Raw genomic sequence first — 12,233 nt, 5'->3', positions numbered from 1 at the left:
AACTGCCATGACACATTGCCTGAGAGTTGGCGTCGGTGGGCCGGTTGGTTCCGGTAAAACCGCCCTGCTGCGCCAGTTGTGCAAAGCCCTTCGCGACCACTACAACATCGCCGTGGTGACCAACGACATCTACACCCGGGAAGACGCCGACTTCCTCCTGCGTCACGAAGCCCTGGCCGCAGACCGCATCCTCGGCGTGGAAACCGGCGGCTGCCCGCACACTGCCATCCGCGAGGACGCCTCCATGAACCTGGCGGCCATCGACGACCTCCAGCGCCGCCATCCGGACCTGGAACTGGTGCTGGTGGAATCCGGCGGCGACAACCTCTCCGCCACCTTCAGCCCGGAACTGAGCGACCTCACCCTATACGTGATTGACGTCTCCGCCGGCGACAAAATCCCCCGCAAAGGCGGCCCCGGCATCACCAAATCGGACCTGCTGATCATCAACAAGATCGACATCGCCGAACAGGTGCACGCCTCCCTGGATGTGATGGAGCGGGACAGTAAGAAAATGCGCGGCGAACGCCCCTTCGTGTTCACCAACCTGTACGACGGGGTAGGGCTGGAGACGATCATCAGCTTCATTCTGGAACGGGGCATGCTGCCGGAACGCCGGCCTGAGAAGCTTGCGGAGACTGCTTAATAACAACGGATTTTGAGACTTAAACGAACAACGGAGAGAAAACTATGAAACTGACTAACCGACTGACTCTGGCTGCCAGCCTGCTTCTGATATCAGGGGCCGCCTTTGGACATGCTGGCCATGAAGCCCTGGGTGATGGGGTGCATATTGAATATTTCCTGGCGGCTGGTGCTGCGGTTGCTGTTGGCATCTATGCACTGATACGGCATAAGCGGGATGGGCAGGATTGAGGAAGAGCCTCAACTGATCCGCTCGCTGGTGATTTTAAAAGCCGCTCTTAACTTGAGCGGCTTTTTCGTATCGGAGTTACCAAATTTTACGTCCGACGGGTAGGAAGTTTCCTTACGATTAGGCTAGTGTGTAGTTATAAGAAACGGACTGACGCCGCTGTTAAGGATAACGGATGGACCACACCCAGCCACTGCACACCCTTCAAAACGCCCATGCCGGAGAACGTGACCCACGGTGGTGGGTATGTCCGCTATATCAAAGCCCAAACCGAGCAGCGGCTGTCGGATGTTGAGGTTCAGAAGGTGATCGAAGCCATTGAATCCGGGCGGCTGGCGGCTACGTTCAGCAATCACCGGAAGCACGTGGCGCATGTGAAAGAGATTGTGGAGAAGAAAAGCAGTGAGCCACGGTGCCCGAAGTGCCAGGGTGAGATGGTAAAGCGGATTGTAAAGCGTGGACGGATCGGCGGGAAGGAGTTTCTTGTGTGTAAGATTTTTTCCAAATTTCGGGGCGTTGTCGATGCGTCGCTATTGTAATAGCAAAGCGCTCTATCTAATCGCAATTCGGCCAATGTTGGCTACCAAAGAATAGAGGAAGTTCCGTGGTTTCAATGCATTGCAGAAAAATAGATCTGTTCCGGTTTTCCTAAGTGCTAGCATATTTTATGCGTCGAGCACCTAGTAGGGGAGTAAACGTAATTTATGACTAGAAAAGAATTATTGCACAGCATCTGCAATACCACAGCAGACTATCGCGCAGGTGATCTTGAACCGCCGACACCAGCTCATGTCGAACGCTGGGTTAGCCAGTTTGATCCATCCATTCAATTACCTGTTTTAGCCGAAATGGATCACGTTCTGAAGAAAACCTACTTCTCAGTAGAAGCGGTTACGAGTTTTTTGCGAAATGGAATTAGAACGAAAAAACTTGTCGGAGAGGATCCAGGTAGTTTTTGGTCAAAAGTTAAACTCTTAGATGTGCAAGGTGGCGGGAATAGCCAAAGGGAATTGAATATCCTCTTTTCCGAAATTCTTCGTGCCGAATGTGGCGTCGATTTCTATCAGGGAGATCATCCCCCGAGTGCCTTTGTATATTTGGACGATGGAATATTTACAGGAAACCGGGTTCGGCGCGACCTAGAAGACTGGATAGAGCATGAAGCGCCGAATCGCTGTCAGATTCACGTAATTTGCATCGCACTACATAGTGGTGGGCACTATTATGCACAACAGCGTATAAACAAGAAGATAAAAGAGGTCGGTAAGGATGTAGTAGTTGATTGGTGGAGACGGATCGAGTTAGAAGACAGAAAAGCCTACACTGATTCAAGCGACGTGCTTCGCCCCACGTTCGTGCCAGATAATCTTGAAGTCCAAGAATATGTTGAAGGTCTAAGATACAAACCCACTTTCCGGAACGCGGGCAACATAGGTGGTAATGGAATCTTTTCAAGTGAAGAGGGGCGCGCACTCCTCGAACAGACGTTTCTAGTCGCAGGTACGAAAATTCGTAGAATGTGTCCCAACTTGGGTGAGACTCAGCGTCCTTTGGGTCATATGACTTTAGAGTCTTTGGGATTTGGCTCTCTTGTGGTGACTTTCCGCAATTGCCCAAACAATGCGCCACTCGCCCTTTGGGCAGGGGAGCCATGGTACCCATTGTTTCCGCGCACGACTAACTCGGAAACGGCGATGCAAAACCTTATTGCCAGGATTTTTTCTGATGGTTCCTGACAGATCAAAGCACCTTCGCATCTATCAGAGAGAAAGCTGCGTGGTTTTCCTCAAGACTAATGAAACGTTTGGTGGACTGTCGAACATGGCCGGCGGCTATCCAGTCAAAGTTAACGGCATGCACATACGTTCTTCAGAATCGCTTTACCAAGCCTGCCGGTTTCCGCATTTGCCTCAAGCTCAGAAATTGATTTTGGAGCAATCTAGCCCAATGACGGCAAAAATGAAAAGTAAGAGGTTTAGAAAAGATAGCCGTCCCGATTGGGAGAATATTAGAGTTACGGTCATGCGTTGGTGTCTTCGAGTAAAGTTAGCTTACAACCCGGATTCATTTGGAAAACTTCTCTTGGCTACCGAAAAAAAGCCAATTGTTGAGGAGTCTCGGAAAGATAGTTTTTGGGGAGCAAATCCCGAAACAGATAGGACGTTAATCGGTTACAACGTGCTGGGGCGTTTGCTTATGGAGTTGAGGGAAGAGCTCAGAGAGCGCCCGAATGGGGATTTCACGATGATTAATCCCCCGGATATTGAAAGTTTCTTGTTGTGTGGCCGACCTATCGAGCCAATATTCGCTCGAAGAGACAATGGTAAGAGTCCTTCAGGAGAAGCGAAGGAGCCTCCCCAAGGGGATCTTTTCTGAGTTTATTACATCTGGTGGGGAGCTGGAGCGAAGATCGTTCTTAATGAAGTGCTATCTTAATAAATCTTATAATGAGTCTGCTTTAAATGAGAAAGAAAATTGAAGACGTGTTTACTCCGCGCAATGAAACTGTAAATAGTTCAATGTATATAGAGCGAGAGGAGCATGAAAAGAATTTATTGCGCTCGGTTAATGGGTCGATGCACTCTTTCTTGTTTGGTGAAAGTGGGAGCGGTAAATCTTGGCTATATAAGAAAGTGTTTAGCCAAAATGGAATAAATTTCATTGTAATAAATTGCGCGAATGCATCTAGAAATGGCTCCGTTACCAACGAAATATACTCAAAGTTCCATCCCCATGGAGGTGCAGAGAAGAAGGGGTTTAAACAAACGAAAAAAGCCGGAGTTTCGGTAATCGGGAGTGCGGAGCTCTCTCATGAAAGTCAATACGATATCCAAAAAGAGGATAGGTTATTGACCTGTTATAAAAAGGCTTTTAGTTCAGCGTCTCGCTCAAAAACAATCATTGTACTTGATAATGTTGAAACGATTATAAAAAGCCAGAGCCTAATGGACGAGCTATGTGATATCTTAATTCTTCTCGATGATGAGGAGTATGCGAAGTACAAAGTTAAATATTTGCTCGTTGCGGTCCCTAATGATGTTCTGCAATATTTTTCATCTATTAAAAATCTGGCCTCGGTCGGAAATAGAATCGATGAGTTGCCAAAGATAACTGGTCTCACCTCTGATCAGGTTCTCATGTTTGTTTATAAAGGGCTTGTAATCTCTTTGGAGGTAAAAATTAATTCTCCAAAGCTAAAAGGGTTGGCTCGGCATATTTATACGGTTACTTTAGGGATTCCTCAGAGGGTTCACGAGTATTGTGAAGTTCTTGCATATTGTATTGAAGACAATTCGTGGAAATATACAGACGAATTGATCGAAAGTGCTGATGAGCTTTGGTTAAAGCGAGGGCTTAGAGAATGTTATAACGTAATCCAGTTGCATCTCGGAAGTGGTGAAAGTTCTGATCAGAGGCGGGGTCAGGTGCTTTATGCATTGGGTCGAATATCTACGCATCAAATAGATACTCAGGGTATCGGGATAGTTATTGGCCAAGATTTTCCAAATAGCGCCCCGAAAAGCAATTCTGGTATAGGTCAGGTTTTAGCAGGTTTGTCTAAAGGAGAATATCCAGTGTTAAAGTGCATTTCTAATTCTTCTTTTTATACTTTTGTGGATCCACGTTATTTGATGTGTATCCGACTAATGCTTTATAAGGATGGGGTCTCTGGGAAGGTAAAAAAGAAAGCGTTTAAGTTGAATTGAGTGTGATGACCCGGAAAGATTTATTTGTCCTGCCTCTCCAGTACCTAAAGAGTAATTGAGCAAAACCGGGACAGATTTATTTTCTAGAGCATTTAAAGAATAATTGCAACAGGAAACGCAGTAATGCCTGATTACAAACGGATGGCAGGGGAACAACAGGAGTCGCAGGTTTCGTACTTTCTAGATCGATACTTTGGAAACAACGAAAGCTACAGAATCCTTAATAACCTTGTGATTGAAGTGAACGGTTTTAACTCTCAGATTGATCATCTGATCATTTACAAAGCCGGCTTTATTGTCGTTGAAAGCAAGAGTATTCAGGGGTCGGTTCGGGTAAATGTATTGGGTGAATGGGAACGATCCTATAAAGAGGAATGGTTCGGTATCCCCTCTCCAGTGCAGCAGGCCGCAGTGCAGATTGACAACCTGAAGGCTCTTCTTGCGGAGAATAGCTCTCATCTTCTGGGAAAGCTTCTGGGTCTGCAACAAAGCTTTGGCTTTCGCCAATATAAAACGGTGATCGCGATTTCCAGTTCTGCGAGGTTGGATCGTGACAATATCCCTGCTGATATCTCACAACATATCGTCAAAACTGAGTTTCTTGTCGATAAGATCAAAGATCTCACGCAAGCTGCGAATAGCGCTCTGAAAAGCTTCGTAAAAACGGAGCCGCGTTTTACAGCTGATGAGATGGATCGAATTTATGCATTCTTGAAGAACTACCAGCGGTCTGGCGAAGCGGCACTGAAACTGGAAACCAAAGAAGCCGGTACGGCCACTGAAGCGCTGGAAGCCACTAGCCAAGGGCTTGTAATGGTGAGCTGTAAAAGATGCGGTGAGGCCGAAGCTCTCTCGGCGCAGTATGGCCGCTTCGGTTACTACGTTCAATGCGCTAAATGTTCAACAAACACCGCCCTAAAGCATGCTTGTCCAGCATGTGGTTCAGTTTCCACCAAGACCCGAAAGTCCAAAACTGATATGTACCTGGATTGCCAGTCTTGCAACACGAGCACTCCATTTGCTGTTAAATGGGGTGTTGCAGCCTCCAGCTCGAAATAGCGGGACAGGTTTGTTTTTGAGCAGATAAACGGGGAAAACCGGGACAGACTTATTTTGGCATTAGGCAAGAGGAACATATGAGCGACTGGGACTTTCTGCACGATATGCATAATGAGGGCTATAGCCCTGAGCAGATAGCGGATGCTGCTGCCTGTGGCTATAACCCCTGGGAGCAGGGCGATTGGGATAACATCGAGGAGTTTATTGACGATGAAGCGGGTTGGGATTCTGATAGTGAGCCAAAGAACCCAACGACTCTAGAGCTTTGGGAGTTGCTAGATGAATTGGTTGAAACCGCCCGAAATTACTTTGAAGTTACAGGTCGGCATCTGCCAATTTATGGAGAGCTTGGCGAGCTATACGGTGAAGCTAAATACGGAATCAAAAGGCATAAGCCTTATACACGAGGCTCCGATGGCAAATTGGGAAACGATTTCGTCGAAATAAAAACAATTAGCCCATTTAAGACCGGCAATGCCGTACTTGTGAAGCGGGCCGGTAATTTCAGCAAACTTCTTATCGTGAAAATCAGCAAAGACTTCGAGTTTAAAGCAAAAATGCTCGATCGAAAGAGCTTTGGAAAGGGCACTGGCAAACATATTAAGGCCAAGTGGAGTGAATGAAACCGCATACCAAGTACATGTTCGCGGACTGGTTTTCCGCTGCGCTCCAAGCCAGCCGCAAATGTGGGCGTTGGGCATAAAGGAGCAAACCTTATGAGAGTCTGGGTTGTTGTAATCTGTCTCGCCTTGAGCGCTTGCGCCGGAACTATGAACGGGATGATCCGCGGCTCTGGAAAACCGATTTCAATTGCTTACACACAGGGCATGCAGCACGGCAATCTCCAAGTAACTATGCCTGATGGAGAAACATTTACAGGCAAGGCGGTCATGGTTGGCCGTTCCACTAGTATGGGGACTGGTTTCGGTACTGCTACAGCTACCTCCTCTAGCGGAGCTCATGCTACCGCGAGTGGCACGAGCTTTGGTGTATTAGAGAGCTACACGGGAAGCATGCAGGCTGTTTTGTTCGGTAACAAAGGCCACACCATGCGTTGCAAGTTTCAATATGCCGATTCCTCCGGTTTCACTACGGCCGGCGGGGTCGGGCTCTGTGAAACGTCGGATGGCCGAGTCGTAGACGTCCAGTGGTAACTTTCCACAACAAGGTGCTCCAGCCGACCACTCAACCGCTGCGCGGTTTCGCGTCGGCTGAGCTTTGTTGTTGGCGAAAACCGGGACAGATCTAAGAGGAAAACCGGAACAGATCTATTATCGCGGTTATTTGAGTAAGCTGGCCCGCTTTCCTAGAGACATTCCCTTCTCCCACTCAGCTTCATCTCCCGGCGCTGGCAAAAACCGCCCAAACTCGATCATCTGGGTAGCCGGAATGTCCTGCAGATAGATCCAGACATCTTCAGCTGTGATGTCCACGATTTGGACGATTTCTTCAAGCATCTGGCTTATCAGGGCCTGTTTGATCTCGATGCTTCTGCCCTCCCGCACCAGGCCGTGCACATACACCTGAGGCGCGCTGTTCACTCTGCCACCCACAAAGTGGTCGCCCTGATTGGCCGCAGAAAACAGAACCTGGGCAAAGAACCGGGGAGCGCCGGTTTGGGCATTGTGGGCCGCTGTTATGGCCTCGGCGATCTGTGATTTCTGCTGCGGCGACAGAGACAGATTCGCGACCGTGACGGTGTATGTGGGCATGGGAAACTCCTGCCGTGGGTTGTACGTTTGCACTGTGTCTCGCCACTATGGGAGTGAGGCGGGCTTGTTTCACTATAGCAACGCTTATCTGCCTGGCCCCGGCGATTTACGCTGCCGATCACGGTGGGGCGGTTGCAGGTGAGTGAAGGCGGTGTGGTTGGTGAGATTATTGAACTGCCGGTTTGATTTTGAAGCAATGAGCTATCCTGAGACTCTCGACCTTCAAGCATGCGAGCGAAACAATGATCGAAACGCCCCTGGAATTTCAGAGCGATGGTACAACCTGTCGAGGTGTGCTCTATACGCCGGATGCCGACAGTAAAGGTTTACCGTGTGTCGTCATGGCCCATGGTTTTGGGCTGACTCATGCCAGCGGTCTGGCACCGTTCAAAGAAGCTTTCTGCAATGCGGGTTATGCGGTCTTTGCTTTTGACTACCGCCATTTCGGTGACAGTGGTGGCCAGCCACGGCAGACGCTGAGCCCCCGGAAGGAAGTGGCAGATTGGCTGTCGGCACTGAATTTTGCGCGGCAGCTCGATCGTGTCGATGGCAGCCGCATTTGCCTGTGGGGAACGTCGTTTTCTGGCGGGCTTGTGATTGCGACCGCGGCAAAGGATGGAAACGTGCAATGCACCATCTCCCAATGCCCGATGATGGATGGCTTGGCGTCTTTGCTGGGGGTTGTCGGTTATGCCGGCCTCATGCAGGCGATGCGTCTGACCTGGCACGGAACGGTCGATTGGCTTCGTCGTGGGCTGGGGATGTCTCCCCGGTATATTGCATCGGCCGGCCGCCCCGGGGAGTTGGGCATGATGACCGCTGAGGACTGCCACGAGGGGTATGTTCCCTTGCTGGCCGATAACGCGTCGAATTACGTCGCCGCGGGTGTGAGTTATGCCATTCCTCTTTTCCGGCCCATCCGGTTGGCCAGCAAAGTCGCCTGCCCGGCACTGGTGTTGATTTGCGACCACGATACCGTCGCTCCGGCGAGCTCTGCGGTCAAAGCGGCCCAGAGGATGCCGAACGCGGAAGTGAAGCACTATCCGGTCGGCCATTTTGATGTCTATCGGGGCGAAGCTCTGGATCAGTCCATCGAAGATCAGCTTGATTTCCTGGCCCGGTTTTTCAAACAAATCGGAGCCCGAAGTGATTAAGCCCAGTTGTTACAGCTGTCGGAAACGATTTGAGCCGTCTGAGCTCAGGGTCTCTTACTCGAAGAACTACTGTGAGCGCTGTGGTGTTGGGCTGTTTGGTGACGATTATTTCGGTTTCACCGCTAAGCCTGCCCCAACTGTCCGCAAGAACCTGGCGGTCCATTTTGCAGTGCTTCTTCTCGGGAGTGCTGGCTTGCTGTTATGGCTTTTGGCGGGCCGGTCGTGACCGCTCAGAATCGGAAACGGCCTATTTTCGGAAAGCGTTCGATATAACCATGCACAGCAGCAGCCTTAGAGACACCGATTGCAAAATTGAAAACCGTGACAGATCTATTAATGCGGTTATTCGCGAAAACCGGGACAGATTTATTTTCGCGGCTTCTCTGGTCACTCAGAGTCTAACGCCGGGGGTCAAGTCGTGCGTCTTTCACCACCTCACGAATTTGAGCTGATCCCCAAAGCCTATCCTCGCCCTGAGTAAAACGGTGTAAGGAGCCAAACCTGAAATTGGACGAAGTGATCGGGTTGGCTATCAACGGCAACAGCTTGACGGACAGCGGAAAATTCATCTACGAGATAGATCTTCTTGTTGGTTCCGTGATTTAAGCGAGGAAACCGGGGAAGCCGGTTTCCGGCACATAGATCTTTTTCGGTGTTTGGTCCCTCAGCGTCAGTTAGTAGAGTCGGGAAAGTTTCTTAATAGCTTGTATTTAATGCTGTTGTTGTTCGCTTCGATGACCTCTATAAGCGCGCCCTTGTATCCAATAGTCGAGCTTTCACCTAGGTCATACTCAACCTCGTTGTTAAACGCTGGCCGTGCCAGATTGCTTGAAAACTCACGATAACCGATGTTGATTTTATCTCCGACACGGCCGCTGTAAATCAGTGTTTGTTGGAAACTGTTGCTACTTTCGGAAACTACTTCCTGTCGTTCAAACTGGCCTGCATAACAGCTTTCAACGCCGAAGACAGTAACCACACAGATCTGCGAGTCCTGGTTGTGATCAACTGAAAGGGCGTTGAACGGATCTGCGAAAGGGTTCTTGGTCACGCCCGACGCCTCGTAAAAATCTTGCGATGAGTCGAAACCGAGCTGGGCAAAAGTCTTTGCAGGAATGTTGTACATCGCACCGTCGATCGGTTGAAGAACTCGTAGGACTTCTATTTGGGAAATTACACCTTTCTCTACCATGTGGTCGCCGACATAGGCGGTAACCGTTTTGTCAATTGGGGGATAGTTTACCTTCTGCATTTCGGTCTTCGCGCCGTTGTATTGAACCGAGGTGCAACCCGACAAAAGAATTAGCGTTGTTAACGTAATGATCACTGCGTGCGTGGTTCTGAATAACATCTGTTCGCCTTTAGTTAAGAAAGTGAATGGACAGATAAATCAAGGTTCTGAGGGGTCGTCTAATTCTTTGCCCTCGGATGTTCGCTCGGATTTCGGGATTTTTGGCGGCGGCGGCGTCCAAGCTTTCAACAGTTGCCCCGCTTCTTGATAAAAATGCGGCACTGCTTTTTCCAGTTCCTCAACAAAAACCTTCCGTCCACTGAACTTCCCGGCAAGATCCACCTCGTAAACCACTTCCAGCGTCGTGGCTGCAGTGTTGGAGGTATCCGATTCCAGCAACTCCGGCGAATCCCGCAAGTCTTTCAAAGCCTGATAGGTCGTTTCTGCTTTTCCGGGCCTCGTGGCGCGAATGAAGAACCCGGCTGGTTCGGTCTTTTTCAGTTGCCGCAGGAGCCAGTTCACTCTTGCTTTGGTGCTTTGTTTGTCTTTCGGCGCTGCAAGGCGCATTGAGCAGTAAATCATTCGCCGCTGAAGGTCTGCCGTTACTTCCAGATCCGCCGCCGCGTTGATGATATTGAGTGCGCAGCTCAAAGTCGGTGTTTTACAAAACGTATCCGCATCGTCTTTCAGTCGCTTTGAGGGATCAAGTCGATGATCGTTCTTCAGTTTCAGCGATACGTCGCTGCCGGTAAGGCGAGACATGATTAAGCAAAGGTCTCGTTGCTCCTGGTGCCATGCGGCGACTGTGTTCTGAACCTCATCGCTTGTTTTGGTAAGCGTGGCGTTGCTCTTCACTTTATTGACGACGTCCTTCCACTCGGGGTTCATCTGGTCGAAGTGACTGATGCCGGACCGATCACTTTCAAGATATCGGAGTATTTCACTGAGGATGAACACTTGATCTTCGTCTTCGACACCATCGTTCTTGAGTAGAAGCTGGCACTGGGTTCTGATGAATGCCCATGACCAATGGAAGAGTTCGACGGACTTGGTGGCGTTTTTCGAGAGTTTTACCGGGTGATGCGTTGGTAACGCGGCGAACTGGTTGGTGATGGTGATCACGGCATCCAGTTTGTGGGTTTTCGCCTGCTGAAGGTAGCGCGATACCTGATCCTCGCCAATGGTGTCGTTGTTAACTTTGGCTTCTATCAATGCCCGCCATTCACGCCGGCCGGTGCGGAGGATCAATAGGCCATCTGGTCGATCTTTCAGCTTTACCGCTTTCTTGTCCTCGTTCTGGAACACCACCTCTGTCCAGGCTTCCAGGGTCGCGCTAGTTCCTACACGCACGTTCAGGGATTTTAAAAGAGACTGGCGCAGCTCAAGTACGGAGCGGAGTCCGGCGAGGATAACGGAGACAGATTTCTGTTCTCTTGCGCTGTCTGCGGCTATCGGAATAAGTCGGGCAGGTTCTCCGCCAGTGAGGAAGTCAGGACGGTTTTTCACAGCTAGCTCCATGCTTTTCTTAGATTTAGTTTCCTACCTAAGTCTAGCAGTGATTTTTTGCGGTGCCTGTTTGTTCGGTGATGAATTGTAAAACCCTGAAAAAGGTAAGGGGCCTAACGTAGTAACTCGAATATTCCCGTTGTACCTTGCCGGTCTCTGGAAATCATGCCTGAACAGGTTCCCGTTGAGCTGCCGACCAGTCGGTTCCGCCGAATCTAGCTAAGTAAGGGCGAAAGTTCATGGTTCATGTTTTCCGGAGAAATTTCAGAGGGTGACACGGTTGTCACCTAAAAAAGTGTGAGGATATACATATGATAAGAATGCATTCACTTACTGTAGCGGCCGCTCTTGCAATTGCAGCGGTCCCGGCGGTTGCCCAGGAACATAATACGGGGCTTGGAAAAAGCAATTTTTCATACAGTACGCTGGGTATTCAGCTCGGTAAGGTGACGCCCGATGAGGAAATTGTATTCCTCAACGAGGTATATGAGGACTTCGGTGCAGCTGCACTGAATGGTTCGTTTCAGGTTGCTGACAACTTCGTGATTGGCGCTGGCGCCAGTGCATTCGCAAATGAGGGTAATCGCACTGAAATCACCAGCTCTTCAGTCAACTTGGATCTTTATATTCCTGTCCCCTTGGGTGACCGCGTTGATCTGATTCCTCGCATCGGTTACGTCAGTTCAGAAATCGAGCTTTGCGCAGATGGTTTATGCGCTACTGAAGATGACAGCGCTATGTCGTATGGTTTGGCTGCCAGAATCTGGGCAGTACCTGGCTCTTTGGAGATCAGTGGAGGCTTCTCAGATACGAATGAGGCAGAGTCGGAGTCCGTTACCTCAATCGGAGCAGCGCTTTGGGCTGGTGAGCATCACAGGTTTGCTCTGAACTACGACGCCAGTGACAGTTTTGATGCTGTGTTATTGGGGTATAGCTACAACTGGTGATCCAGCTCTGAGTTAGGATGTTTGTGAACCCCGGTTTTCCGGG

13 protein-coding genes are annotated in these 12,233 nt (G+C 49.6%); 10 read left to right on the top strand and 3 right to left on the bottom strand.

Annotation, left to right across the window (positions count from 1 at the left end; translation table 11 throughout):
- The first annotated feature begins 7 nt into the window (after positions 1 to 7).
- The 8 genes from ureG (at position 8) to MDHKLMBL_RS09165 (ending at position 6,263) form a co-directional block, all read left to right on the top strand.
- Complete coding sequence (gene ureG / locus MDHKLMBL_RS09200) at positions 8 to 646, top strand: urease accessory protein UreG (RefSeq protein WP_104270674.1); 639 nt, start codon at positions 8 to 10, stop codon at positions 644 to 646.
- Positions 647 to 690: 44 nt separating this feature from the next.
- Positions 691 to 876 (top strand): hypothetical protein, encoded by a 186-nt coding sequence (locus tag MDHKLMBL_RS09195; protein ID WP_104270673.1) that lies wholly within the window; start codon positions 691 to 693, stop codon positions 874 to 876.
- Positions 877 to 1,002: 126 nt separating this feature from the next.
- On the top strand, positions 1,003 to 1,413 hold the full coding sequence (locus MDHKLMBL_RS09190) for a hypothetical protein (protein WP_146083412.1): 411 nt from the start codon (positions 1,003 to 1,005) through the stop codon (positions 1,411 to 1,413).
- A gap of 165 nt (positions 1,414 to 1,578) precedes the next feature.
- Entirely contained in the window at positions 1,579 to 2,610 is a 1,032-nt protein-coding gene (locus MDHKLMBL_RS09185) for a phosphoribosyltransferase-like anti-phage protein (RefSeq protein ID WP_104270671.1), read from the top strand.
- Positions 2,600 to 3,250, top strand: coding sequence for an NADAR family anti-phage protein (locus tag MDHKLMBL_RS09180; protein ID WP_104270670.1), 651 nt, complete (start codon positions 2,600 to 2,602; stop codon positions 3,248 to 3,250). Before MDHKLMBL_RS09185 ends, MDHKLMBL_RS09180 begins: the two co-directional genes overlap by 11 nt.
- Before the next feature lie 86 nt (positions 3,251 to 3,336).
- On the top strand, positions 3,337 to 4,581 hold the full coding sequence (locus tag MDHKLMBL_RS09175; RefSeq protein ID WP_104270669.1) for an AAA family ATPase: 1,245 nt from the start codon (positions 3,337 to 3,339) through the stop codon (positions 4,579 to 4,581).
- A 123-nt stretch (positions 4,582 to 4,704) separates the two neighbouring features.
- A complete protein-coding gene (locus MDHKLMBL_RS09170; RefSeq protein ID WP_104270668.1) occupies positions 4,705 to 5,640 on the top strand; it encodes a nuclease-related domain-containing protein in 936 nt (311 codons plus the stop codon).
- Positions 5,641 to 5,717: 77 nt separating this feature from the next.
- Positions 5,718 to 6,263: a hypothetical protein gene (locus MDHKLMBL_RS09165; protein WP_104270667.1), complete on the top strand. Its 546-nt coding sequence runs from the start codon at positions 5,718 to 5,720 to the stop codon at positions 6,261 to 6,263.
- A gap of 657 nt (positions 6,264 to 6,920) precedes the next feature.
- Here MDHKLMBL_RS09165 and MDHKLMBL_RS09155 read toward each other — a convergent pair.
- Complete coding sequence (locus tag MDHKLMBL_RS09155) at positions 6,921 to 7,352, bottom strand: tautomerase family protein (RefSeq protein WP_104270665.1); 432 nt, start codon at positions 7,350 to 7,352, stop codon at positions 6,921 to 6,923.
- Positions 7,353 to 7,594: 242 nt separating this feature from the next.
- Between MDHKLMBL_RS09155 and MDHKLMBL_RS09145 the strand changes: the two genes are divergently transcribed.
- Positions 7,595 to 8,506, top strand: coding sequence for an alpha/beta hydrolase (locus MDHKLMBL_RS09145; RefSeq protein WP_104270664.1), 912 nt, complete (start codon positions 7,595 to 7,597; stop codon positions 8,504 to 8,506).
- A 670-nt stretch (positions 8,507 to 9,176) separates the two neighbouring features.
- Here MDHKLMBL_RS09145 and MDHKLMBL_RS09135 read toward each other — a convergent pair.
- Positions 9,177 to 9,857 carry a hypothetical protein gene (locus tag MDHKLMBL_RS09135; protein WP_104270662.1) on the bottom strand — a complete coding sequence of 227 codons (681 nt, stop codon included), beginning with the start codon at positions 9,855 to 9,857 and terminating at the stop codon, positions 9,177 to 9,179.
- Between the two features lie 39 nt (positions 9,858 to 9,896).
- Positions 9,897 to 11,243: a hypothetical protein gene (locus tag MDHKLMBL_RS09130; RefSeq protein ID WP_241956209.1), complete on the bottom strand. Its 1,347-nt coding sequence runs from the start codon at positions 11,241 to 11,243 to the stop codon at positions 9,897 to 9,899.
- A gap of 311 nt (positions 11,244 to 11,554) precedes the next feature.
- Between MDHKLMBL_RS09130 and MDHKLMBL_RS09125 the strand changes: the two genes are divergently transcribed.
- On the top strand, positions 11,555 to 12,190 hold the full coding sequence (locus tag MDHKLMBL_RS09125) for a hypothetical protein (protein WP_104270661.1): 636 nt from the start codon (positions 11,555 to 11,557) through the stop codon (positions 12,188 to 12,190).
- Positions 12,191 to 12,233: the final 43 nt, after the last annotated feature.

Source organism: Marinobacter flavimaris, assembly GCF_002933295.1.
In the GTDB taxonomy this organism is placed as follows: Bacteria; Pseudomonadota; Gammaproteobacteria; order Pseudomonadales; family Oleiphilaceae; genus Marinobacter; species Marinobacter flavimaris.
The sequence above is the reverse complement of the archived record's forward strand: the minus strand, read 5'-3'. Positions and strand labels throughout refer to the sequence as shown.

Excerpts from the sequence above, each read along its gene's own strand:
- MDHKLMBL_RS09175 (WP_104270669.1), top strand. The coding sequence starts at position 3,337 with ATGAGAAAGAAAATTGAAGACGTGTTTACTCCGCGCAATGAAACTGTA.
- MDHKLMBL_RS09180 (WP_104270670.1), top strand. The coding sequence starts at position 2,600 with ATGGTTCCTGACAGATCAAAGCACCTTCGCATCTATCAGAGAGAAAGC.
- MDHKLMBL_RS09135 (WP_104270662.1), bottom strand. The coding sequence starts at position 9,857 with ATGTTATTCAGAACCACGCACGCAGTGATCATTACGTTAACAACGCTA.
- MDHKLMBL_RS09125 (WP_104270661.1), top strand. The coding sequence starts at position 11,555 with ATGATAAGAATGCATTCACTTACTGTAGCGGCCGCTCTTGCAATTGCA.
- MDHKLMBL_RS09170 (WP_104270668.1), top strand. The coding sequence starts at position 4,705 with ATGCCTGATTACAAACGGATGGCAGGGGAACAACAGGAGTCGCAGGTT.
- MDHKLMBL_RS09155 (WP_104270665.1), bottom strand. The coding sequence starts at position 7,352 with ATGCCCACATACACCGTCACGGTCGCGAATCTGTCTCTGTCGCCGCAG.
- ureG (WP_104270674.1), top strand. The coding sequence starts at position 8 with ATGACACATTGCCTGAGAGTTGGCGTCGGTGGGCCGGTTGGTTCCGGT.
- MDHKLMBL_RS09165 (WP_104270667.1), top strand. The coding sequence starts at position 5,718 with ATGAGCGACTGGGACTTTCTGCACGATATGCATAATGAGGGCTATAGC.
- MDHKLMBL_RS09145 (WP_104270664.1), top strand. The coding sequence starts at position 7,595 with ATGATCGAAACGCCCCTGGAATTTCAGAGCGATGGTACAACCTGTCGA.
- MDHKLMBL_RS09195 (WP_104270673.1), top strand. The coding sequence starts at position 691 with ATGAAACTGACTAACCGACTGACTCTGGCTGCCAGCCTGCTTCTGATA.
- MDHKLMBL_RS09185 (WP_104270671.1), top strand. The coding sequence starts at position 1,579 with ATGACTAGAAAAGAATTATTGCACAGCATCTGCAATACCACAGCAGAC.